Raw genomic sequence first — 22,472 nt, 5'->3', positions numbered from 1 at the left:
GAAGAGAGTTGCTATTAATAAAAGTTCAATTGGTTTCGCTCTCTACATCATTACGCATCAGCGATAAAAATAGCCCATGCTAATCTTTTTATCGAGGAAGCTTAATTTGTTTATTTTCTCTTGATTCTTTGTATAAAACGATTGTGCTTCCAATTACTTGAACGATTTCAGCACGTGCACCTTTTGCAAGTTCTTCCGCAACCTCACGGCGATCAAATTCACAGTTTTGTAATACACTTACTTTAAATAACTCACGAGCTTCTAAAGTATCTGCAATTTGTTTAATCATATTTTCATTTACTCCGCCTTTTCCTACTTGAAAAATTGGTGTTAAATGATGTGCTTGTGCACGTAAAAATCTTTTTTGTTTTCCTGTTAACATATATGTTAGCCTCCAAGCTTTTCTATAACTAATTGTTTCATTCTCTCGATATTTGGCGTGCGTCCTGTCCACATTTCAAATGCAAGTGCTCCTTGATAAACAAACATATCAATACCATTTTGAATGATTGCACCTTGCTCTTTTGCCTCACATAAAATTTTCGTTTGAAATGGATTATAAATTATATCTGATACAATCGTTCCTTTTTTTAACGAACAAATTTGTAATGGCGTATATTCTACGTGCGGATGCATACCTATCGTTGTCGTCTGAATGATAATATCATAATTTCCTTGTTCTTCTGTCGCTTTTTCTAACGACAAAGCAACAGAATTAACATCGGCCGTACGTGCAGCAATAAGTTCCTTCGCCTTATTTACTGTACGATTGGCTACATCAATCTCTTTTACACCTACATCAGCAAGAGAAAAATAAATAGCTCGGCTAGCACCACCTGAACCAAGTAACAAAATACGTTTCCCTTGAAGTGGTTCATTACTAATTGACTGCAGCGCTCGAACAAAACCAATCCCGTCTGTGTTATAGCCAATTAATCTTCCATCCTTATGAACCACTGTATTTACTGCACCGATTTTCCTTGCCAATGGGTCAATCTCATCCAAATACTCCATAATAGCAACCTTGTGCGGAGTTGTTACATTAAATCCTGAAATACCTAATGCTTTTAAACCTCTTACTGCTTCCCCTAGCAATTCCTCTTCAACAAGGAACGCATGATAATGGGCATCCATATTCAAGTGTTCAAATGCATCGTTATGCATAACGGGTGATAATGAATGTCCAATTGGATTTCCGATTACACCATATAATTGTTTCATAAATCCCTCTCCATATTAAATTAAAGATTTACGTAGTGAAACACTTACTCCTTTTGGTACGTGTGCAACAATTTTTGCTCCTGGTTCGTTCACAGTAACCCATCCTAATCCAGAGAATACAACATCCGTTTTAGGTTCACGAATATTAAATTCGTATTTCACTAGCTCAGGCATATTTGCTAATTCTTCTGGCGTTGGTGGGCTTAATAAATCCCCGGCATGATTTTTATATAATTCATCTGCTTTCTCAAGCTTTGTACGATGGATTGTTAAGCGATTCGAGAAGTGACAAGTAAATGCACGACGACCACCACTTACATAATCAAAACGTGCCAATCCACTAAAGAATAACGTTTGTTCTTCATTTAATTGGAATACCATCGGCTTAATTTCTTTTGTTGGTGTAATAAGCTTTAAGCTTTGCTTTCCAACATAATGAGCCATTTGGTGGTGGTTAATAATACCTGGCGTATCATATAAAGAAGACTCTTCGTCCAATGGAATATCAATTAAATCCAGTGTTGTTCCTGGGAAATGAGATGTTGTAATTACATTTTCAGTCTCATCACTAAATTCTTTAATCATACGATTAATAAATGTCGATTTCCCTACATTCGTACATCCAACAACATAAACATCTTTGCCGCCGCGATAATACTCAATAGCATCTGCTAGTTCAGCAATTCCTTGTCCCTTCGCTGCACTAATTAAAAAGACATCTTCTGGTTTTAATCCTAGCTGCTTTGCACTATAGCGCATCCAATGTTTTACTTTATCATGTTTTACTGACTTTGGAATTAAATCAGCCTTATTTCCAACAAGTAATACTTTATTATTCCCTACGAAACGATGTAAGCCAGGTAACCAGCTACCATTAAAATCAAAAATATCTACAATTTTGACTACTAATGCATCTGATTTTCCAATTCCATTTAAAATGCGTAGGAAGTCATCATCTGTTAACGATACATCTTGAATTTCATTGTAATGCTTCAAGCGAAAACAACGTTGACAAATGACTTGTTCTTTCTCTAAAGATGAGGCAGGAGCATACCCCACTTCGTTTTTATTTTCTGTTTGAATTTCTACACCGCAACCAATACATTTAATTGTTTCAGTCAAACTTTATTCCTCCCAGTTAATTAAACCTTTTTTCTTCATATTTTTCATAATTCTTCGTTCAATTTTTCGATTAAAGCGCGTTACTAATCCGTCCGTTTGTGCTACCGGTACAACTAAAATTGTATGAAGGCCTACTCGGTTTCCACCAAGCACGTCAGTCAGTAACTGATCTCCAATTACTACAACTTCATCTGGCTGCAAACGCATCTCTTGTATCGCACGCTTAAATGCGCGAACAAATGGTTTACGTGCACTATGAATAAATGGAATACCTAATGGATCAGCAAAATCTTTCACACGTTGCTCATTATTATTTGAAACGACCGTTACTTGAATGCCTTGCTCTTTCATTTCCAAGAACCATTTTTCAAGTTGCGGTGTTGCATTGGGACGATCCCATTCAATTAAAGTGTTATCTAAGTCAGTAATAACGCCTTTAATCCCACGTTTTTTTAAATCTTCTGGTTGAACATGATATACATTTTTCACATATTCATTTGGTAAAAATAGTTTCAATTTCTTTCACCTCTTTGAGGATTTTTCATAAAATTTTTCGACAACATTTTTCGATATATAACCTGTGGATAAAATTGTACACATTTTCCACATTAATTTTGCAGTTAATTTGGAATTTACTAACAAACTATACACACTTTATCCACCTAGGTATGTGGATAACCACTCGTTTGTGACTGTCATATTTTTTTGGTACATTAAATGCATCAACGAATCAATCCTTATATTATTAGGAGGTGACTCACCTTGAAAACAAAACATATGGAACAGTTATCCACTGAGTTACTCACTGAGTCTTATTATAAAGCAAAAGAACTAAAATTAAATCCCGACTTCATTTTACTTATAAAACAAGAAATCATTAGACGCTCATTAGAGGACAAGCTTGTCAAATCATCTTGATTACATATAAAGTGAAAGTTTAATCAGCCCTTACCAATCAAACAGTTAAAGGATAAATTATTGGATGCCCTGTAAAAAGAGCCATCCTACGATGGCTCTCGAATAAACAAGTACTCCCATCTAGGGGATTTCATCATTAAGTATCTTTGCCCATAACTCTTACTTACGGTTATAAAAGCTTTTCTTTATTTATGAGCTAAGCGAGTAGCTATTTTTTCACCAAGACGAAGCTCTTGTCCACTCTTTAATTCCTGCACTACTTCTATCATATCTTTTTCAAACAATAACACAACTGTTGAACCAAATGTAAAGTATGCCATTTCTTCACCTTTTTGAACAGTGTCTCTCTCATGCAAAAGCTCAATACTATTAACAAACATAGCACCTACTTTTACAAGAGCCATATGCTCGCCATCACTGCTTACTTCTGTAACAGAACGATAATTTTTTGACAGTGGTTCTTTCCCGTATTCCATACCAGCTGCATTTACCGGATATGATTTTCTACCGAGTACAAATCTTTCAGTCACAGAACCAGAAAGCGGACTATGAATGCGATGATAATGACTTGGACTCAAATAAATTACCATATATGTACCGCCTGCATATCGCGTTGCACGTTCTTCATTACCTAGCATATCCACAATTGAATAGCGCTTTCCTTTTATATCAAATGTTTTTGTATCCTCAATAGGACCATGATCTGCAAAAACACCATCAACAGGACTAACAATACTCGATGCATCTGTATCAATACTACGCTTTCCTTCTTTTAGCTTACGCGTAAATAATTCATGCAATGTTCTATATTCCTTCAAACCCTTTTCCATCTCATCTTGATTAATTTGAAAAACTTTCGCGTACGATGGAATAATGATAGAGCTCAAACGAGATTGTGCAAATTTACGTAATATATAAGAAGTAAAGCGACCATTTGTAAGTTCTATCATAAGTCGATATAATGTACGTCGCAAATTGCGAAACCCCCTAATCAGTCTATAACTTTAGTTTTCCCTTCTTTTCTTTCTATATCATATGTAAAATTGGTTCTTATTCCCACATATCATATAAAGCAGCCTTATTATATATACAGAAAACTAAGTATGGTATTATTCTTAAATTATTTAGCACCTTCTAATATTACAGATAGAATCCGTCATTTTCAACAGTGAACATGTATTTCTTCTTAGCATAACGCGTTTTCTTTTCTTATTTACAATAAGAAAAGCAGCCCATTTTAAATATGGCTGCTTCTAATACACTTTACTCTTTCGCTTTTTTCTCTTTCTCTGCCCTTACAAACTCGTGGAACATTTTCATTAAAGCACGCTTTTCAATCCGTGATACGTAGCTTCTAGAAATACCAAGCGCCTTAGCGATTTCCCGCTGTGTTTTCTCCTTATCTAGCCCAAGTCCAAAACGTTTCACAATCACTTCTTTTTCTCTTTCGTCTAAAATATCGATATACTCTTTAATTTTTTCTAACTCCATACTAAGCTGAATCATATCAATTACATCTTCAGACTCTGATTTTAATATATCAATAAGCGATATTTCATTGCCCTCTTTATCTTGCCCGATCGGATCATGAAGTGAAACATCTTTTTTCGTTTTCTTTAGTACACGTAAATGCATCAAAATTTCATTTTCAATACAGCGTGCTGCATACGTCGCAAGCTTCGTTCCCTTTCCTGCAGAATAGCTCTCGATCGCTTTAATGAGCCCGATCGTACCAATTGAAATTAAATCTTCTGCATCTTCTCCTGTGTTCTCAAATTTTTTAACGATATGAGCTACAAGCCGTAAATTATGTTCAATTAAAAGATTTCTCGCTTGAGCATCACCTTGCTCCATTAACTCTAAGTACTTTCTCTCATCATCTGATGATAACGGCTGCGGGAACGCATTGTTCTTCACATAAGAAACAAAGACAAACACTTCTCGAACCATATATCCAATTGCGGCGAATAGACTCAAACCTTTCACCTCCGCCAAAATAGTGGTCTTTATTATGTGTATGTGGGCGTGAGGTTGTTTGTGTCTGTACAGTTTATTTATAAAACTCAACACTTCTAACATTTAAAATATTTTATCGTTATATTATAATTAAATAAAATTGTTATTTATATATGAATATGCTATTAAAGGGGACACTATTCATGATTACATTAGAACGATTATTAAATGTAACAATTTATTTAGGGGTATTTTTACTTTTCATTTCGTTCATTACTTTTGTTATTAAAAGAGGGCCTGATTTATTATTTTTTCAATTTGGAATTTCTTTATTTTTTGGAGCTCAAATTATAACTGGAATAAAATTTTTTCATAACTATGGTTTCTCCTTTCACTCAAAACTAGAACTACTTATCTTTATTTTCTATGTAATTGGAATTATTACATGTATACTATTATTCTTTCACTTTCAAAATCCGTATCGAATTTTTTTATTAATCTGTAGTTGTTTATTTTTAACTGGATCCAATTATTACTTTAAAGAAACATTAAATTTTAGTAAAAAAATTCCAAATCAAAACAAAACTTTTTTAAGTACACAAGATGACTCTTTTCCAAAAGAAGTTCGTAAATTTTCAGAGGATTACAACAACATAATAAGAAATGATTTTTATGAAATACCGATGATTCCTACTGAATTACAGATTACAAGCAAAAAAGATTCTTCCCATAGTACATCTTACTTAGTTGAACTTCATAATAGCGAAAATGAAATTACTGATGACTCTGTACAATTAACTCCATCAGACCGTTTTTATGTGCTGTTAAATAAACAAAAAACAAAAATATCAAAAATAGTATATGAAGGACAGAATTTTTTCACATTTACAGTCACACTAAAGGCTCTTAATTTACAGCAAGAACCAGAGATTCATAATATGTTTTTAGAAATAGATAAACGTAGAGCGATGAATCTTCTTAATTTTGAAATTAAAGCCCATACTAAAGAATGGAAAGTAATATTTAAAAGTGATAGTTCTCATTCCAATCTTCCTATCACATTTACTTTTGAAAAACGAACAGGCAAAGTATAAAAATAAAAAGAGTTATTTTCTTTGAAAAATAACTCTTTTTATTTTACTTACTCCAAATCTTTCTCCCCGCTTGGGCATCAATATAACGAATTTCCCGCCTACAATTAAAAGGTTCTTTATGTTTTTCATCTGTCGTTTGTTTGTAAAGTAGTTTGTATTTCGTTTCCTCTGCATCATGATCTAAAAACCATTCTAATTTAACTCGGATAGCCTCTCTGTACATTTCTAACGCTTTTTCTTTAGTTACTTTTGGTGTTATTTCATATGTGAGCAATTCTTTTATAAAGTTGCTAGACTCCCCCGAGTAGTGCATAACAGCACCATTTTCTGCATTGATGTTAATCATAAATTGGTTATACTCTGCCGGAATATCATTTATATATACAGAAAAGATAAATCTTTCAATCCCATCTTCTGCTTCTTCACATTCCTCCCAAAGACGCAGATATTGTGTGATATCTGGAATAACTCGTTCTAAAAATTGAAGTGCTCTTTGTAAACATTCCTCTCTAGACAGTATTTGCTTTACTTCTTTATCATCTGTCAGTTTTATAAAACCAGTTAATTCATTGGTTAATTTATCAATTTTAACGCTAACTAAATTATTATATTTCAACATCGGTAAATGCTTTTTAAAGAATTCATTCATTAAATATGGATCCTTCTCTTCTTTCTGTTTTTGTAATTCCTCTTTCGGAACAAATTTCATCCTTATTTCATCATCATTTTCTGTCTCATCTACTTTTGTAAAACCTTCTTTATTCCAGTCAAATAATTCGAATACGTCACCTCGTTCGTTACCTTTTTTCGATTTTTCAACAGCTATAGCCGAAGGCAATTTATAATGATCTGGTCCAAATAAATCTTTACCTGTACTTGCATCAATAAACGCATGACTAGGCTCTGGTTCATATACAAGATGGTACCCTTTTACTTCTTCCCCGCTTTCATACTCACATGAAGAGTATGTTAAATCTACAAATACAAGTCTCATATCTTGTCTAGCTTTCAAATTTTCTAAAACGATATTCTCCTCAACAATTTCACTTGGCCATAACGGTTTTTTCTCTATAGCTTTTTGTCCATTGTAATGAAAATGCACAACATTACCTGAAGAGTGCACTCGCACAACGCACCCTGTATTCGGCAATGGATAGCTATTCACTTCTTGCATATAATTTACTTCTTTCCAACCGCGCCTGTCGTCCTTAACCGTTACATATGTATAGAATTCATATCCTTCTTTTGTATATTTTTTCAAGAACGCATTTGCAATCTCTCTTGCCTTCTTCTCCTCTATCGCTTCCTTGCCACTTGAAAAAGGATTTTCATCATCTATCCTAAATTCAATTAAATTACCAGTATGTCTATTCAATGTAATTTGTATCGTTCTCTCCTGATCCTCTTTATGCTCCCACCATAATAGATGATACGGGTCATCAACCCCTTCTTGATCATCTACAACAAGACTATATTCATCTGGAATATTAATAATATGAGCCACTTGCTCTTTTCTTTCTTTATCTTTTTGATTCATCATACCGCTCCCTTTATTACAATTTAAGGTAATTATAACAAACAAAACCAAAGAACTATAAAAAAAGACTAGAGATATCTCTAGTCTTCTACTTCGTTTCACGATGTAACGTTACTCGCTTTAATCGTGGACAATATTTTTTTAATTCGATGCGTTCTGGATTGTTTCGTTTATTTTTTTTAGAAATGTAATTACGATCACCGCACTCCGTACAAGCTAATGTAATATTTACACGCATATTTAATTCTCCTTTCTTTCAAAAATCGCAACTAAAACGTAATGATTACGATTTATATATTATAAAACTTCATTCCATTTGTCAATTGCAAAAACAAGAAGATTCCATTTAGAATCCCCTTGTTTTTATAGTTAAATAAATTTTCTCCCGCATTAACGGGCAGTAAGACCCCCACTGATTAAAAGTTTCACTTTATTAAAACGATTCGTATGTAACAAACTCACTAATCGGCTTTCGATATCCTCGTGGGCGAGTTTTAGTCGTATCACTTTTTCCTATCGTAATCATTAAAACAGGTACTATATGCTCCGGCATATTTAATTCACTTTGTACTGCTTTTTCATCGAAACCAATCATTGGACATGTATCATAGCCATAATATTTAGCTGCGTACATAAAAGTCATCGCGCTTAACGAAGCATTTCTAATCGCTTCATCCTCCATGAAACGCTCTCCTTTTCCTTCATATAAACCTTTCGTTTGCCTAATTGTATCTTCATATTCACATTCATCAATCATTTTTAAAACTTTCATACCGAAGTAAATATTTTCAACATTTTGGTATGCTTTTTTATCACCACAAACGAGCACTACCGCTGATGCACTCGATACTTTATATTGACCGAAAGCTAATTCTTTTAATCTTTCTTTTCGCTCTTGATCACGAATTACAACATAATGTGTGTGCTGCAAATTATAGCAAGATGGAGAAAGCTTAGTTAACTCAAATATTTTTTTAAAATCCTCATCAGGGATTTCTATACCTTGTATAAATTTCATTGCAGAACGTCTAGCAATTGCTAATTCTTCAAAGTTCACCATATATCCTCCTCGATAACTGCAAATTTAAATATACATTAATTTATACAAATAGATAAATCAAATAAAAACACTTTAAATCCGAATAATAATTATGATTAACAGCAAAAAAGACAAAAAGCTGAAACAATTAGTTCATACGAAATTCACACGAATCTATTACTATAGAAACTGTACATAGTGAACTTATTAACAATCACGTTTATTTATATAAAATCTTACTCGAAAGGAGTTGAAAGTATGAAAACTAAATATCGCTTTATGATCTCATCATTTGCTGCTTGCGCTTATATGATTTGGTATTTAGTATAATAACGACCTCACTTGCAAATAGGAAAAGGTGTGTATATAAATGGAATATAATCAATCAACAGTTAACTACTGGAAAGCTTTTGTATTACCATATACATTTGCTTTAGAAGAGTTAAAAACTAAATTTGAAATTATGAACCGGGAAGCTCAATTTCTAGAGGATTACAACCCGTTTGAACATATAAAAACAAGACTAAAACAACCTGAAAGTATTATTAAAAAACTAGAGCGCAAAAGCTTATTACCAACAGTTGAAAATGCTCAAACACATTTACAAGATATTATTGGTATTCGTATTACATGTTGCTTCGTAGAAGATATCTATCATTTGAAAGAAGTCATTCAAAAACGCGAAGATATGGAAGTCATAGAAGTAAAAGATTATATCGCTAACCCAAAACGAAACGGATATAAAAGTTTACACATGATCATTAAATACCCTTTATCACTAAATTCTGGTACAAAAGATGTATTTGCAGAAATTCAGTTACGTACACTGGCAATGGACTTTTGGGCAAGTTTAGAACACAAACTTTATTATAAATATGAAGGGAAAATACCGGAGTATTTAAAAGATGAACTACATGATGCAGCAATGAAAGCTGAAGATCTGGATAATAAAATGGCCACAATTCGTCAAGATATTGATGATATTGAGGCATGTTCAAATCAAATTATGCTACCACTATAAAAAAAGGTTCTCGCCAATGAGAACCTTTTTTCTATCATTTTTGGGAAGTACGACTCCACACTTATTAAAGTTTCACGTTATTTTTTCTCTATTGTTCGAACCTCTTCAATCTTCCATTTATCCTCTTCTTTTCCAAGGGCATACTGTACTTTCTTTTGAAGAGTAATACTGTCGTCTACTTCCTTTTCTTTCGTTTCAACAATAACATACCCTACTTTACTAACTTTCATATCTATATGTTCCAATTCAATTTTCTTATTTCCCTTTTGAAATGCGGCTTCTTTTTGTGTTTTTAAGTCTTCAGCACTAGGCATCTTCTTTGAAAATAACTCCATATGTTCTGCAAGATTTTTTTCATTGGTCGTTCGCACAAATGTATGAATAACATCTTGAATAGATTTCTCTTCTTCTTTTGTTATTTGTACCTTTTCCTCAGTTTTTTTAGTAGTAGATTTTTGTGCTACATTATTCTCTTCTTGTTGACATCCAACTAGTAATACTACAAATGCTAGAAGGAATCTTAATTTCGCAAATATTTTTTTCATATTTCCAACTCCTAAAAAGAAAAGCGAGGCAGTTCGCCTCACTTTCGCTCTTAATTAGCGTCTTCCTTTATTCGGATCACCGCCACCAACAATATCAAAGACACGTTTCGCTATATTTGTATTCTCTTGAACGCCAGAGAACAAGTATTTACCTGGACCAAATGCATACACGTTCACATCTTCCCCTGTATGTCCACCTGTTGTCCAGCCTGTAACCGAGCGCTTATTGAAAATATCTTCAATTGCATTATCAATCTTTGTTACATCTTTTGACGGAGCTATATCATTTACAGCTTGAATTTCTTCTGGAGTTAATTGTAAATCAATATACTTTTTCAATGTTTCTTCTACATTTGCACCTTTTGCAATCTCATTTGCCATAAAGTCTGGTGTGCGTTTTGCAGCTTTAATTGGATCTACTTTAAAGTTATACTCGCCATTGGCACCTAAAGATAAGCCACCAGTAGCGTGATCTGCCGTTGCAACAACTAACGTATTTTTATCTTTTTTCGCAAACTCAATCGCTGCTTTGAAAGCTTTTTCGAAGTCTTCCATTTCACTCATTGCACCAACAATATCATTATCATGTCCAGCCCAGTCGATTTGACTTCCTTCCACCATTAAGAAGAAACCATTTTTATTTTTGTTCAAACGCTCAATTGCTGCATTAGTCATTTCTTCTAATGAAGGTGTTTTCTCATTGCGGTCAATCATTTTATCTAATCCACCTGGTGCAAATAAACCAAGAATTTGATCATTTTTATCATTTAACAATTGATCTCGATCCGTTACATAGCTATAACCAGATTTCTTAAACTCTTCTGTAAGATTACGATCTTTTCTAACAAAGTTCTTTACGCCGCCGCCAAGCATAACATCTACCTTATGCTTCCCTTTAATTTTCTCATCAAAATAATCATTTGCAATTGCATCCATATTTTTACGGCTAATGTCATGCGCACCGAAAGCAGCTGGTGTTGCATGTGTAATTTCAGAAGTTGCAACGAGTCCCGTTGATTTCCCTTTTTCTTTCGCTTGCTCAAGAACTGTTTTCACTTCCGCTTTATCATTATCAACTGCAATTGCAGCATTATATGTTTTAATTCCTGCTGACATAGCTGTTGCTGCCGATGCAGAGTCTGTAATATTTTCATGTTCATCTTCTGGGTATGTTTTTTGTGTTCCTACAAGATGCTTATCAAATTCTGTAGATTCCATTTCAAAGGTTTTTGGATTATCTTTCATATAACGGTGAGCCGTCATATATGAAGGACCCATACCATCCCCAATTAATACGATAACATTTTTAATCTTTGCATTGCTTCCGTTCTCATCTGCATTAACCTCACTAGAACGAGTAAAATTCCATGTTGCTACCGAAGTAACTGCTAATGATGCCACAACTGCAAATGGCCATGCTTTTTTCACAAACTTTTTCACTGTCTTGTCCCCCTAATTAGGTTATTCATTTCCCACTATCAAATTTAATGGAAGACTATTAAGAGAAAATTAGCTGTATGTAAATTTTTTGTTAACTTATGTAAATATCAGTTATAATTTGTATAAGTTTGTCTTTTTGTATCAATCATTCCGCCCTTTACAATTTAAATATAAACAAGTTGGATTTCATTTAACGTAAATCTCTTTTTTTACATTTTGACTCTATGTTTATGAAAATAAATAGAAATGCGGTGAGCCTTTATGAAAATAGTAAAGCTAAATGAATCTTTTATTTTTGAATTACTTAATCTTTGCAAATCTGTTGGATGGTTACACGATGAAATTTTTATGAAAAAACAATTCGAAATGTATCTTTCTATCGGCACACTTGTAGGTTACATTCATGAAAACAAACTCATTGCGACTGGAGGAGTATTTCCCTTTACAAGTAACTTCGCTTCCATTGGTATGTTAATCGTTCACCCTAATTTTCAAGGACGCGGAATAGGGCGCATGTTGCTAAATCATTGCTTGGAACAAATTCATCCAAAACAACCCATTGCACTTATTGCGACAAAAGCTGGCGAACCTCTATACACATCATGCGGATTTCAAACAGCAACAACGATTCATCGTTTTGAAAAGCAAACTATTAAGACGTACCCTTCTCACTTACAACAAGTACAAGAAGAAGACCTTATACCTGTTACTTCTCTGGATCAAATTGCAACTGGTATGAATCGTTCTCTACTTTACTCTTTGCTATTACCAAGGGCCGTACACTCTTTTAAAATTGAAAGAAATAACTGTATAGAAGCTTTTTCATTATGCATACAAAAGGGCAATATATTATGTATCAATCCACTTATCGCCAAGCAAGAAGAAGATGCTATCCAATTATTAAAAAAGATATGTGAATGTTGGAATGGTATAGTACGAATTGATGTTCCACACTCACAATTTACATTTCGTCAATTTCTTCAAACAGAAAATTTCCAAGAAACGCTCCTTTCACCTCTTATGATAAAAAATGGTAGCCAACTTCCTGGAAATCGTAATATGCTATTTGCTATGATAGATACAGCGTTATGTTAGAAAGGAGACACCTAATTGAAGCGATTTAGCTATTTTATGGTAGGTTGTCTTACTCTTACACTATTAGTAGGATGTAGTGCAGCAGAAAAGCCAGTAGAACAAGTAAAACAAGTTAAAAATACAATTACAGCGAAACTAGCTACCGAGGAAAAAATGGTAGAAATAGATGGTCAAACCATTTACTTTAAAAAGATTGGTAATGAAAAACCACCTTTACTTATGATTCATGGCTTTGGAGGGTCATCAGATGGTTTTCAAAAGATTTACTCCGATTTAGCAAAAGATCATACAATTATTTCTGTAGATGCTTTAGGATTCGGGCGCTCATCTAAGCCAATGGATTTTTATTATTCTTTTCCAACTCATGCAAATTTGTATTATAAATTAATGAAAAAACTAGGGTATGATTCATTCGCAATACTGGGGCATTCCATGGGGGGAGAAATTTCTCTAAATTTAACATATTTATATCCTGAAGCAGTTACTCACCTTATTTTAACTGATGCTACAGGTGGCCCTCATACATTCGTTAATAAACAAGGCTCACCAAAACCACAATTGTCGACTGATTTAAATGCCGTTTCTTCTATTACAGATTATGATGAAAGCAAAGTGAAATTCAAACGTAATGATGAAGAGCATTATAATAAAATGAAATTATGGCCTAGACGTCTTAAAATTAATGCAAATGAAATAAAACAGCCAACTTTAATTATATGGGGCAGAAATGATAGTAGCGTTTCCTGGAAAGAAGGAGAAACGTATCATCAATTCTTAAAAAATAGCACTTTACATATTATTGAAAAAGGTTATCATGCACCATTTCGCCAAGAACCACAAGAATTTGTCGGGTATGTAAAAGATTTCTTTAAGAACAATCCGATTAAAGTTGAAAAATAACATAAACGGGTATCTCAAAATGAGATACCCGTTTTCATATATTAAGCAGCTTGCTTTTGGCGTTTTGGAGTTTTTGATCCTAATACTTTCGGGATAACGAAGCCATCCATTCCAAATTTCCCAGCGTTCATACCGGAAACAAGAACAAACATAGATAAGATAACCATCTCAGGGTTCACACCAATTGACCCACTAAACATATAGGAAAAGTTCATTACAAGACCAAAAAAGACCGCTGTTTTTGTTAAACAGCCTACAATTAAACCAATTCCGACTAAAATTTCTCCCCATGTTACAAGTGTATTAAACAAATCTACATTTGGAATTGCAAATTCTTGTAAGAATGATGCCCACCAAGATTGAACAGCCGGTTGTGCACCTTTAGATTTTTCAATTGCCCCTTGCAAATAACCTGTTGCATCGAATCCTTTTCCTTGTAGTTTACCGATTCCAGCCATTAACCATGTGTAACCAAGATATACTCGAATTACTGCTAATGCAAAAGAAACTGCTTTGTTTTCTCTTAAAAATTGAATAACCATATCTTCCTCCTAAAGTTGTAATTAAGTTAGTTACAGATAATATAATAACATTAGTTACTTATTTTTCAAATGTTAATTATGAATAATCTGTGACATGCGTATGAAACATTAAAAACTAACGTTTATATAGTAACTTTTATTACCTGTAAAAACTTGAACATATCATACCACAAGTGATAACCATTTTCATTGAAAAAAATGTAAAAAAAATGTGAGTTAAATGTGAAACACGTTTATTCGAATATAGAATAAACGTGTTTCACACTAATTATAGAATCGAAATGTATGTGTCTCCTCATCAATTAAACTCGCTTCTTGAAACGCTTCTTCTAACGTTTTCCCATGGTTAATAACCCCATAAAATAAGCGTATAGTAAACATAAGTGCTGCATTTCCATCTACATAATCAATCGATCCAATATATGATTTCGCACCACTATGTAAAAAAGATTTTGCTAGATTTTGCTCCCCTAACGTACACCCGCTATTTACAATATGTGTATTATGCAATTTTGCATATTTATAAATTTCTTCTGTACCAAAATACCCTCTCGGTTCATCTTGTTCATATACTTCTTCGCCTAACTCTTCCATGACAAACTTCCCTTCTTCACCATGAAAGCAAAAAATAATATAATTAATATTGTTAAATAAGTTCTTTCCAGAAAGAACTTCCACAAAATCTTTCGGTCTACCAATCCAATACGTCACAACCCTTGCACCAAAATATTCAAGAGATGCTCGAATTGATTGCGCTTCTAAATCCGAATTAAAACCAACTACTAATGCAATATTCAACATACAACCCCCATCCTATAATCAGCCCTTATCAATCAGAATTTTATGGGATAAATCCATTTCATATATGCCCGTTTCTTTCAAAAAATCTGATCTAGTTAAAACGACTTTCTGTAAATATTGCCTATATGCTGTAATTGTTCCATCGTGAGATACAATGCAAATTCTTTCAGCACCCAGTTCATAACACCAAAGAAGAAATTCATCTACTATTTGCTGAAAACTATTCTCTGAAATAGTGTTTATACCTTCCTTCCATAACTGATTATTTGAGCTTTTCTCTATCGAAAAATGCGGAAATAACTTTGTTATCATTCCCTGATCTACTATATAATCGCACGGTAATGTTTTCGCTCCTTCTCGATAAGGAAAAATACGTGGGGATACATATGGATGGACTAGTTTTTGACAAGCAACTTTCGCACTCCATATTGTCGCCGTTTGCAAAGTTCTAAGTGTAGGACTAACAATTAATATATCCGCTTCTTGTAATGATATATCACGTTGAAGTAATTTAGCTTGAGCCTTTCCTACTCTCGTCAATGGTGGGTCAAACACTTGTAAACTTTCTGGTAAATCCGTTGTATGTTCACCTTCACCATGCCGAACAAAAACGATTTTCATCCTCTTCCTCCTCTCTTTATGAAATCCTCTTACATATTTCTTCCCTATCTTATACTTTATTCCTGCTATATGAAAAACTGATATGTAAAACACTTTTTACAAGGGAGAAGTGAATCAAAAAATATGAAATGGATAACCATCTTAATTGGAATGATTATATGGGGATACATAAATGGATTTTTTAGTAGTGATAAAGTGAAACTTTAATCCGTGGAGGTTTTGTTCATCCCCCACGGATTATTAGTTGAACCAATCGGGCTTTTACGGACAGTTGATCCCCACCTAACTTCTTTGCCTCCGCTGAATTTTGAGGTGGGGGTCTTACTGCCCGTTAATGCGGGATAAAACTGCTAATCCTTGGATTACAGATGATGAACGTGAAACAAAAATTAAACAAAAAGCAATTACGGCAAGCTGGTCCGGTGTTTTTATGTTTTGTACCATTAGCCTCTTAAATAAATGGTTAGGTTTAAACACAAACGATAAATCACCGTACTTACCAGACCCTATCGCAGCTATTTTAAAGGAAAATGTAGAGTTACAAGTTTTACTCATGCTATTTGTTATGTATGGAATATTTTACTTACATTATCGAAGAAAATTAAGTGCCTAACTTCTAACTCATGATTATCCTCCTAAATGGTTATAGTAATTAGGACGAAATGAAAGGAGTGATAGAAAAATGAGTAACTCGAATGAATTTTTAGATACACTACATGAAAAACAAGCAAAAGATGAACAAAATAGAAAGCGCCAAGGGAACGGAAACCCAGCGAAAAAAAAGCCAAATAAAACGCATAAATAACAATAAAAAACTGCCTAAAATGATCTTTTAGGCAGTTTTTTATTGTTATTTCACCGAGATGACATTTTCCCAATTCCATTTCTCATAATACCACGCTGGTACATCTATATTTTCAATCCACTTCTTTTCCTGTTTCCCATCTTTATGAGCAAGCCATACATCCGCTTTCTTACGGTCTGAACGTATCCAAATTAATTGATTACTCTTCTTCATGAAGATCGGGTGGTAATCCCCTTGCTTGTTCTTTTTCTTTGTGATTTGATGCTGTGCATTACTTGTACTATCGACCTCATACAAAGATGGTAGTGGTCTTTTTTCTGGTGGAGTTTCTATCCCTGCCTCCTTTGCTCGTGAAACGATAATTACTCTATCGTTCTTCCATACAAAATCCCAATCAACATATCCTTTCGGCGTAAATATGTTCTGCTGAAGTGCTGGCAATTCCTTTACTTTTAAATGCTTATTTTCTAATGCAACTCTTCCGCTCCCTTCAATATAAGCTAATATATTTTTTGATGGTGCCCATTGAAACCATTGTGCGTTTAGTAACATTTGATCTACTTTTTCAAACCGACTGCCATCTGCACGAACTAAGCAAAGCGTATTACTATCAGCTGACCATGAAGCTGTCGGTACTGCTAAAAATGAAATCCACTTTTGATCTGGTGACCACTTAAAGCCACTTGCTACTAGCGCTAGGAAATCATCATGTTCATTTGGCAATGCATACAAATGCTTCATTTTGTGAGGATTCATATGTGCATCTTTTTGCAGTTCATATAGCTGAGCCCCTGTCCATCCTGTTGGAAGTAAGTGCGCTTCAGAGGATACAAGAAAGTTCTTTCCATTGGGGTACCATGCATAATCCCCTACACCAGCCGATACATTTTCAAAATCTGCATTCTTTTTTTCTACATCAAATGTATTTAATGTACCTGTAAATATAAATGCAATTATATTTTCTGTTGGTGACCATTGATAATTTGACGCTTCTGAGTGAAACGGCGTAACTTTCTTTCCATCTTTCAGCCGATATAACTCAAGAATACTTTGTTTCTTCCCTTTTACATATGCTAGCCACTCCCCATCATATGACCACTTCGGCCCTGTTATGTACTCTCCTTTTGTAATCTGTATTTCTTTCCCATCAACTTTAATCCAAAGGTTATGATGACGAATAAAAGCAACTTTCACACTATTATTTTCTGCACTAGTAATAGTGATAGAAAATAAAAACATAAACAACACTACACTACCACTTACTATTAGCCTTTTCATACCATCACTCCATTTCCCTCATAGCATTCCTCACTTTCTCCCTACAATATGTGAAAAATATCGATTCGACATAATCAGAAAAAATTTCCCAAGAAATTTTCAATCCATAGAGGATTGGTATGAATTATGTCGAAAGTATAGTTTAGCCAACATTTACATTTATAATTTTTAACTAAAATGCAAGATTTTATTTCTGAATATTGGCACTTTTATTAGGGGAGTATCAATGAAAAAAACTACATCTACACTATTAAGCATGGCGCTTGTCTTTTCTAGTTTTGGAGCTTTAAGCGCTCATGCTGAATCACTACAAAAGGAAAAGCAATTTAGTCCACAATTAAAAACAACGATTGAACAGTGGGGAGAACATAAAATTGCTCAAAATGTTGAAACGAAAACAACAAAAGAAATATCAGTAATTGTAGAATTGCAACACGCACCTCTCGCTGCTCAAAGTAATATTCAGCATGCTCCAGATTTCCAAAATAGTAATGCGCAGTCTTATCATGCTGAGCTAAAAAAAGCACCTGGTATTCCAGTGAGAATGCAATATGAAATTAACGGAAATGGTGTATGGGAACAGGCATTCCTGAACCCTTGGGAGAAAAGCTATGACATTTATTTCGATCGCACTCAATTACACGAAGAAAAAAATACTATTCACATTGTAGCAACTGATGCAGCTGGCAATACCTCTAATTTAACTGTTAATTTAGAAGTGAAATAAAGTGAAGCCTTAATCAGTAGAGATTTTGTTCATCCCCACTGATTATTAGCCTTCACCAATCGGGGGTTACGGGCAGTTATTCTCCCACCGAATTTTGAGGTAGGAATTTTACTGCTCATTAACACGGGATAAAAAATTTTTGTTGACAATTTTTTTAATATAGTTTTATAATACAAAACATAGTTTAGTTGAACGAATTATATATCGGCTTTGAAGGAATGCTAGTAGCGACTTATATCACTGTCCCAGAGAACTGATGGTTGGTGCGAATCAGTACATATACAAGCGTGAATTACAATTCTGGAGCTTCTTTCCCGTAATGCTTTTTATGCATGAAGAGAAAGACGGATCTTTCCGTTATCGTAAAGTGAGTGGTAAACAATTAGTTGTTTACAAATAGGGTGGTACCGCGATTTTTATCGTCCCTATCGGATTTTCCGATAGGGACTTTTTTGCATCCATCCTCTTACACAATTTCATATATACGCGTTGAAAGAATCGCAGTAGTATCTTATATCCCTGTTACAGAGAGCTAATGGTCGGTGGAAATTAGCACATATATAAGTATGAATTACAATTCTGGAGCTTCTTTTTCGTAGTGCTTTTATGCATGAAGGAAAAGACGGAATTTTTCCGTTATCATTAATTGAGATGTAAGTATATTTTCACTTACAAATAGGGTGGTACCGCGATTCTTTCGCCCCTATCGGATTTTCCGATAGGGGCTTTTTCTATTTATCACAGAAACATATGTTAAATAATTCCGAATCTTATGATAAAATTTTATAAGCGCTTACAAAAAATGAAAGGGGGTGATACAAGCTATACGAAATCGATATTCAATTTTATTGAAAAAAAGGAGGATGTCTAAATGACAAAGAAAACAGAAATTCCATCGCATTTAAAACCATTTGTATCCACACAACATTATGATCAATACACACCGGTGAATCACGCTGTGTGGCGTTACATTATGAGACAAAATCATAGCTTCTTAAAAGACGTTGCTCATCCAGCCTATGTGAACGGACTACAATCATCTGGTATTAATATAGATGCAATTCCAAAAGTAGAAGAAATGAATGAGTGTTTGGCACCAAGCGGCTGGGGCGCTGTAACAATTGACGGACTTATTCCTGGCGTAGCATTCTTCGATTTTCAAGGACACGGATTACTACCGATTGCAACAGATATCCGGAAAGTAGAAAATATCGAGTACACACCAGCTCCAGATATCGTACATGAAGCCGCAGGACACGCACCGATTTTACTTGATCCTACATATGCAAAATATGTGAAACGTTTTGGGCAAATTGGTGCAAAAGCTTTCTCTACAAAAGAAGAACATGATGCATTTGAAGCTGTTCGTACATTAACGATAGTAAAAGAAAGCCCTACTTCTACTCCTGATGAAGTTAAGGCTGCTGAAAATGCTGTAATTGAAAAACAAAGCTTAGTTTCTGGTTTATCGGAAGCTGAACAAATTTCACGTCTTTTCTGGTGGACAGTAGAATATGGATTGATCGGAAATATAGATGATCCAAAGATATATGGTGCTGGTCTCCTTTCTTCTGTTGGCGAAAGCAAACATTGCTTAACAGACGCTGTAGAAAAGGTTCCATTTTCTATCGAAGCATGTACAGGGACAACTTATGACGTAACAAAAATGCAACCACAACTATTTGTTTGTGAATCCTTTGAAGAATTAACAGATGCGCTTGAAACATTTTCTAAAACAATGGCCTTTAAAACAGGTGGAAAAGAAGGTTTAGAAAAAGCAATTCGCTCTGAGAACTATGCAACAGCTGAGCTAAATAGTGGATTACAAATTACAGGTACATTTAGCGAGACAATTGAAAACGATGCAGGTGAATTAATTTACATGCGAACAAATTCGCCAACGGCATTAGCGCTTCATAATAAACAGTTAGCGAATCATTCTACTTCTGTACACAGTGACGGATTTGGAACACCGATTGGATTACTTACTGAAAATATTGCATTAGAAAATTGTACAGACGAACAACTACAATCATTAGGAATTAAAATTGGAACTATCGCTGAGTTTACTTTTGCAAGTGGTATTCATGTAAAAGGAACAGTAACAGATATTGTGAAAAATGATAAGAAAATTGCTCTTATTTCCTTTATCGATTGCACAGTTACTTATAACGCCCGCGTTTTATTTGATGCTTCATGGGGCGCATTTGATATGGCTGTTGGCTCACAAATCACTTCAGTATTCCCAGGTGCCGCAGATGCAGCAGCATTTTTCCCAATGGATGAAGAAGTTCAAGAAATTCCTGCTCCGCTTGTACTGAATGAACTCGAGCGTATGTATCAAACAGTTCGAGATATTCGAAGTGAGGGGATTTTACACGACGCGCATATCGATCAATTAGTAGCAATCCAAGAAGTATTAAATAAATTTTATGCGAAAGAATGGTTGCTGCGCCTTGAAGTATTAGAGTTACTTTTAGAGCATAACAAAGGGCATGAAACATCTGCAGCATTACTACATCAACTTTCTACTTTCACAACTGACGAAGCAGTAACACGCCTTATTAACAATGGTCTTGCGTTACTTCCAATAAAGGATGTGAAAAATGATGCTAAGATTAACTGAAGAAGAAGTTCACGAGGAATTATTGAAGGTAGATAAATGGATGGTAAAAGATGAGAAATGGATTGAACGAAAATATATGTTTTCCGACTACTTAAAAGGAGTCGAATTTGTCTCTGAAGCCGCCAAACTATCAGAAGAACATAATCACCATCCATTTATCCTTATCCAGTATAAAGCAGTTATTATTACTTTGTCATCTTGGAATGCAAAAGGTTTAACGAAACTAGATTTTGAGCTTGCAAAACAATTTGATGAACTATTTTTACAAAACGAAAATGCAATTATAAGAAAATAAAAAAGAGAAGCCTTTTTAGGCTTCTCCTTTTATTTGGAAATGGATACAATGTCCAAATGGATCCTCGACTTGTAATATTCCATCTTTGTACGTAGCAATCTTACCAATATTTTTTAAGCTTTCACATACTTGCTCTTTTTGTTTTTCATCCGCTAATACAATTGTGAAATATTTCAAACCAACAGAACCTGGCATTTGCGGTGGTACCCCTTCACCTTGCCATGTATTTAAACCGATATGGTGATGATAGCCACCTGCTGATACGAACAACGCTCCATTACGAGCTGGGATTGTTACTTCAAAACCAAGACCATCAACATAGAAACGTTTCGCTTCCTCTAAATCAGCTACATGGAAATGAATATGCCCCATCACAGTACCAGCTGGAAATCCACTCCATGTACTTCCTTGCTGCAATAATTCTTCACCAGCTAACGGGTTACTAACAAATGGGAGCTCTCCATTCTCATCACGCCAAACTTCTTTTTGTCGATCATGATAAATTTCAATCCCGTTTCCATCTGGATCAGCTAAATAAAGAGCTTCACTAAAGTAATGATCGGCCCCGCCATGTAGTGGATATACCATTTCTACAAGATGACGAAGAACATTCGCTAAATCCTGCCTACTTGGTAATAAAATTGCGTAATGATATAACCCTGTTCTTCCTCTTTGCTTCGGAAAAGCTTCTTTTTTTTCTTCAATGATAAGAAGTGGTTCATCATTTTCATTCCCAAATGTAACGACTGCTTTTTCTTCTTTTAGCACCTTCATACTTAGTACTTCCGTATAAAACTCTAGTGATTTCTTTACATTAGATACGTATAAATGAACAACATCCAGTGTTGTATCGGGATGAAGTTGAAAACTCATCTTGTTAGCCCCCCAT

The 22,472-nt window shown here is 34.4% G+C and carries 25 protein-coding genes, 1 pseudogene and 2 other annotated features; of the genes and pseudogenes, 10 read left to right on the top strand and 16 right to left on the bottom strand.

The genetic code is table 11. The features are described 5' to 3' along the window. Positions 1-88: 88 nt before the first annotated feature. Genes yhbY through QO049_RS15955 form a run of 4 tightly spaced genes read right to left on the bottom strand, consistent with a single transcriptional unit; the run spans position 89 to position 2,859 of the window. Positions 89-382 (bottom strand): ribosome assembly RNA-binding protein YhbY, encoded by a 294-nt coding sequence (yhbY, locus tag QO049_RS15970; RefSeq protein ID WP_000955224.1) that lies wholly within the window; start codon positions 380-382, stop codon positions 89-91. A 5-nt stretch (positions 383-387) separates the two neighbouring features. Beyond that, entirely contained in the window at positions 388-1,221 is an 834-nt protein-coding gene (gene aroE / locus QO049_RS15965) for a shikimate dehydrogenase (protein ID WP_000812078.1), read from the bottom strand. A 15-nt stretch (positions 1,222-1,236) separates the two neighbouring features. Beyond that, on the bottom strand, positions 1,237-2,343 hold the full coding sequence (gene yqeH / locus QO049_RS15960) for a ribosome biogenesis GTPase YqeH (RefSeq protein WP_000140799.1): 1,107 nt from the start codon (positions 2,341-2,343) through the stop codon (positions 1,237-1,239). Positions 2,344-2,346: 3 nt separating this feature from the next. Beyond that, entirely contained in the window at positions 2,347-2,859 is a 513-nt protein-coding gene (locus QO049_RS15955; RefSeq protein WP_000765314.1) for a YqeG family HAD IIIA-type phosphatase, read from the bottom strand. A 246-nt stretch (positions 2,860-3,105) separates the two neighbouring features. On the opposite strand from QO049_RS15955, the gene sda reads away from it, so the two are divergent. Beyond that, positions 3,106-3,261: a sporulation histidine kinase inhibitor Sda gene (sda, locus tag QO049_RS15950; RefSeq protein ID WP_000850094.1), complete on the top strand. Its 156-nt coding sequence runs from the start codon at positions 3,106-3,108 to the stop codon at positions 3,259-3,261. Between the two features lie 185 nt (positions 3,262-3,446). Here the strand turns inward: sda and QO049_RS15945 are convergent, their stop codons facing one another. Both QO049_RS15945 and sigK read right to left on the bottom strand, forming a co-directional pair. Next, positions 3,447-4,235, bottom strand: coding sequence for a phosphatidylserine decarboxylase (locus QO049_RS15945; RefSeq protein ID WP_001255000.1), 789 nt, complete (start codon positions 4,233-4,235; stop codon positions 3,447-3,449). A 289-nt stretch (positions 4,236-4,524) separates the two neighbouring features. Continuing rightward, complete coding sequence (gene sigK, locus QO049_RS15940; protein WP_000051382.1) at positions 4,525-5,238, bottom strand: RNA polymerase sporulation sigma factor SigK; 714 nt, start codon at positions 5,236-5,238, stop codon at positions 4,525-4,527. Positions 5,239-5,390: 152 nt separating this feature from the next. Between sigK and QO049_RS15935 the strand changes: the two genes are divergently transcribed. Beyond that, a complete protein-coding gene (locus tag QO049_RS15935) occupies positions 5,391-6,311 on the top strand; it encodes a hypothetical protein (RefSeq protein ID WP_098431919.1) in 921 nt (306 codons plus the stop codon). Positions 6,312-6,354: 43 nt separating this feature from the next. Here the strand turns inward: QO049_RS15935 and QO049_RS15930 are convergent, their stop codons facing one another. From QO049_RS15930 to QO049_RS15920, 3 genes are all read right to left on the bottom strand, one after another. Beyond that, on the bottom strand, positions 6,355-7,848 hold the full coding sequence (locus QO049_RS15930) for a YcdB/YcdC domain-containing protein (protein WP_246961247.1): 1,494 nt from the start codon (positions 7,846-7,848) through the stop codon (positions 6,355-6,357). A gap of 88 nt (positions 7,849-7,936) precedes the next feature. Then, entirely contained in the window at positions 7,937-8,086 is a 150-nt protein-coding gene (rpmG, locus tag QO049_RS15925) for a 50S ribosomal protein L33 (protein ID WP_001265617.1), read from the bottom strand. 195 nt (positions 8,087-8,281) lie between these two features. Beyond that, positions 8,282-8,908 (bottom strand): nitroreductase family protein, encoded by a 627-nt coding sequence (locus QO049_RS15920; protein ID WP_000245978.1) that lies wholly within the window; start codon positions 8,906-8,908, stop codon positions 8,282-8,284. Positions 8,909-9,257: 349 nt separating this feature from the next. On the opposite strand from QO049_RS15920, the gene QO049_RS15915 reads away from it, so the two are divergent. Then, the gene (locus QO049_RS15915; protein WP_000456230.1) at positions 9,258-9,908 is read left to right on the top strand and encodes a GTP pyrophosphokinase; all 651 of its coding nucleotides are present in this window, start codon (positions 9,258-9,260) and stop codon (positions 9,906-9,908) included. A gap of 77 nt (positions 9,909-9,985) precedes the next feature. Here the strand turns inward: QO049_RS15915 and QO049_RS15910 are convergent, their stop codons facing one another. Further along, positions 9,986-10,453: a hypothetical protein gene (locus tag QO049_RS15910; protein WP_000717905.1), complete on the bottom strand. Its 468-nt coding sequence runs from the start codon at positions 10,451-10,453 to the stop codon at positions 9,986-9,988. Positions 10,454-10,507: 54 nt separating this feature from the next. Continuing rightward, on the bottom strand, positions 10,508-11,893 hold the full coding sequence (locus tag QO049_RS15905) for an alkaline phosphatase (RefSeq protein ID WP_000714912.1): 1,386 nt from the start codon (positions 11,891-11,893) through the stop codon (positions 10,508-10,510). 261 nt (positions 11,894-12,154) lie between these two features. Between QO049_RS15905 and QO049_RS15900 the strand changes: the two genes are divergently transcribed. After that, positions 12,155-12,988 carry a GNAT family N-acetyltransferase gene (locus QO049_RS15900; protein ID WP_000706691.1) on the top strand — a complete coding sequence of 278 codons (834 nt, stop codon included), beginning with the start codon at positions 12,155-12,157 and terminating at the stop codon, positions 12,986-12,988. Positions 12,989-13,003: 15 nt separating this feature from the next. After that, on the top strand, positions 13,004-13,888 hold the full coding sequence (locus QO049_RS15895; protein WP_000819810.1) for an alpha/beta fold hydrolase: 885 nt from the start codon (positions 13,004-13,006) through the stop codon (positions 13,886-13,888). Between the two features lie 41 nt (positions 13,889-13,929). Here QO049_RS15895 and QO049_RS15890 read toward each other — a convergent pair whose 3' ends face one another. The 3 genes from QO049_RS15890 to QO049_RS15880 form a co-directional block, all read right to left on the bottom strand. Further along, positions 13,930-14,430 carry a DoxX family protein gene (locus tag QO049_RS15890; RefSeq protein WP_000236592.1) on the bottom strand — a complete coding sequence of 167 codons (501 nt, stop codon included), beginning with the start codon at positions 14,428-14,430 and terminating at the stop codon, positions 13,930-13,932. Between the two features lie 264 nt (positions 14,431-14,694). Beyond that, a complete protein-coding gene (locus QO049_RS15885) occupies positions 14,695-15,231 on the bottom strand; it encodes a hypothetical protein (protein WP_000931929.1) in 537 nt (178 codons plus the stop codon). 18 nt (positions 15,232-15,249) lie between these two features. Next, on the bottom strand, positions 15,250-15,852 hold the full coding sequence (locus tag QO049_RS15880; protein ID WP_000706246.1) for a histidine phosphatase family protein: 603 nt from the start codon (positions 15,850-15,852) through the stop codon (positions 15,250-15,252). A gap of 334 nt (positions 15,853-16,186) precedes the next feature. Between QO049_RS15880 and QO049_RS15870 the strand changes: the two genes are divergently transcribed. Together QO049_RS15870 and QO049_RS15865 are read left to right on the top strand one after the other, a co-directional pair. Then, on the top strand, positions 16,187-16,465 hold the full coding sequence (locus QO049_RS15870) for a hypothetical protein (protein ID WP_002101335.1): 279 nt from the start codon (positions 16,187-16,189) through the stop codon (positions 16,463-16,465). A 69-nt stretch (positions 16,466-16,534) separates the two neighbouring features. Continuing rightward, on the top strand, positions 16,535-16,657 hold the full coding sequence (locus QO049_RS15865; protein ID WP_000071866.1) for a DUF4023 domain-containing protein: 123 nt from the start codon (positions 16,535-16,537) through the stop codon (positions 16,655-16,657). A gap of 45 nt (positions 16,658-16,702) precedes the next feature. Here the strand turns inward: QO049_RS15865 and QO049_RS15860 are convergent, their stop codons facing one another. After that, positions 16,703-17,935: a TolB family protein gene (locus QO049_RS15860; RefSeq protein WP_246961249.1), complete on the bottom strand. Its 1,233-nt coding sequence runs from the start codon at positions 17,933-17,935 to the stop codon at positions 16,703-16,705. A 226-nt stretch (positions 17,936-18,161) separates the two neighbouring features. Between QO049_RS15860 and QO049_RS30955 the strand changes: the two are divergent. The 3 genes and pseudogenes from QO049_RS30955 to QO049_RS15845 all read left to right on the top strand — a co-directional run. Next, positions 18,162-18,461 (top strand): annotated as a pseudogene (locus tag QO049_RS30955) (hypothetical protein); the annotation flags it as partial. A gap of 402 nt (positions 18,462-18,863) precedes the next feature. Beyond that, positions 18,864-19,092: a binding site (T-box leader), on the top strand. A 50-nt stretch (positions 19,093-19,142) separates the two neighbouring features. After that, positions 19,143-19,370: a binding site (T-box leader), on the top strand. Positions 19,371-19,533: 163 nt separating this feature from the next. After that, complete coding sequence (locus QO049_RS15850) at positions 19,534-21,288, top strand: aromatic amino acid hydroxylase (protein ID WP_246961251.1); 1,755 nt, start codon at positions 19,534-19,536, stop codon at positions 21,286-21,288. Beyond that, the gene (locus QO049_RS15845; RefSeq protein ID WP_000979538.1) at positions 21,269-21,583 is read left to right on the top strand and encodes a 4a-hydroxytetrahydrobiopterin dehydratase; all 315 of its coding nucleotides are present in this window, start codon (positions 21,269-21,271) and stop codon (positions 21,581-21,583) included. The genes QO049_RS15850 and QO049_RS15845 overlap by 20 nt, the downstream gene beginning before the upstream one ends. Before the next feature lie 15 nt (positions 21,584-21,598). Here the strand turns inward: QO049_RS15845 and QO049_RS15840 are convergent, their stop codons facing one another. Next, positions 21,599-22,456, bottom strand: a complete 858-nt coding sequence (locus QO049_RS15840; protein ID WP_000009844.1) for a VOC family protein — start codon at positions 22,454-22,456, stop codon at positions 21,599-21,601. Between the last annotated feature and the right edge of the window lie 16 nt (positions 22,457-22,472).

Origin of the sequence: Bacillus sp. RB3, from assembly GCF_030164735.1 — a bacterium.
GTDB classification, from domain to species: Bacteria; Bacillota; Bacilli; order Bacillales; family Bacillaceae_G; genus Bacillus_A; species Bacillus_A cereus.
Note: the sequence above shows the minus strand (reverse complement) of the source record. Positions and strands in the feature narration are given on the sequence as shown.

What these genes read in the sequence shown, in the direction of transcription:
- yhbY (WP_000955224.1), bottom strand. Translation starts at nt 382, where the DNA reads ATGTTAACAGGAAAACAAAAAAGATTTTTACGTGCACAAGCACATCAT.
- aroE (WP_000812078.1), bottom strand. Translation starts at nt 1,221, where the DNA reads ATGAAACAATTATATGGTGTAATCGGAAATCCAATTGGACATTCATTA.
- QO049_RS15935 (WP_098431919.1), top strand. Translation starts at nt 5,391, where the DNA reads ATGAATATGCTATTAAAGGGGACACTATTCATGATTACATTAGAACGA.
- QO049_RS15930 (WP_246961247.1), bottom strand. Translation starts at nt 7,848, where the DNA reads ATGAATCAAAAAGATAAAGAAAGAAAAGAGCAAGTGGCTCATATTATT.
- rpmG (WP_001265617.1), bottom strand. Translation starts at nt 8,086, where the DNA reads ATGCGTGTAAATATTACATTAGCTTGTACGGAGTGCGGTGATCGTAAT.
- QO049_RS15920 (WP_000245978.1), bottom strand. Translation starts at nt 8,908, where the DNA reads ATGGTGAACTTTGAAGAATTAGCAATTGCTAGACGTTCTGCAATGAAA.
- QO049_RS15915 (WP_000456230.1), top strand. Translation starts at nt 9,258, where the DNA reads ATGGAATATAATCAATCAACAGTTAACTACTGGAAAGCTTTTGTATTA.
- QO049_RS15910 (WP_000717905.1), bottom strand. Translation starts at nt 10,453, where the DNA reads ATGAAAAAAATATTTGCGAAATTAAGATTCCTTCTAGCATTTGTAGTA.
- QO049_RS15900 (WP_000706691.1), top strand. Translation starts at nt 12,155, where the DNA reads ATGAAAATAGTAAAGCTAAATGAATCTTTTATTTTTGAATTACTTAAT.
- QO049_RS15890 (WP_000236592.1), bottom strand. Translation starts at nt 14,430, where the DNA reads ATGGTTATTCAATTTTTAAGAGAAAACAAAGCAGTTTCTTTTGCATTA.
- QO049_RS15885 (WP_000931929.1), bottom strand. Translation starts at nt 15,231, where the DNA reads ATGTTGAATATTGCATTAGTAGTTGGTTTTAATTCGGATTTAGAAGCG.
- QO049_RS15880 (WP_000706246.1), bottom strand. Translation starts at nt 15,852, where the DNA reads ATGAAAATCGTTTTTGTTCGGCATGGTGAAGGTGAACATACAACGGAT.
- QO049_RS15870 (WP_002101335.1), top strand. Translation starts at nt 16,187, where the DNA reads ATGCGGGATAAAACTGCTAATCCTTGGATTACAGATGATGAACGTGAA.
- QO049_RS15865 (WP_000071866.1), top strand. Translation starts at nt 16,535, where the DNA reads ATGAGTAACTCGAATGAATTTTTAGATACACTACATGAAAAACAAGCA.
- QO049_RS15860 (WP_246961249.1), bottom strand. Translation starts at nt 17,935, where the DNA reads ATGAAAAGGCTAATAGTAAGTGGTAGTGTAGTGTTGTTTATGTTTTTA.
- QO049_RS15850 (WP_246961251.1), top strand. Translation starts at nt 19,534, where the DNA reads ATGACAAAGAAAACAGAAATTCCATCGCATTTAAAACCATTTGTATCC.
- QO049_RS15845 (WP_000979538.1), top strand. Translation starts at nt 21,269, where the DNA reads ATGATGCTAAGATTAACTGAAGAAGAAGTTCACGAGGAATTATTGAAG.
- QO049_RS15840 (WP_000009844.1), bottom strand. Translation starts at nt 22,456, where the DNA reads ATGAGTTTTCAACTTCATCCCGATACAACACTGGATGTTGTTCATTTA.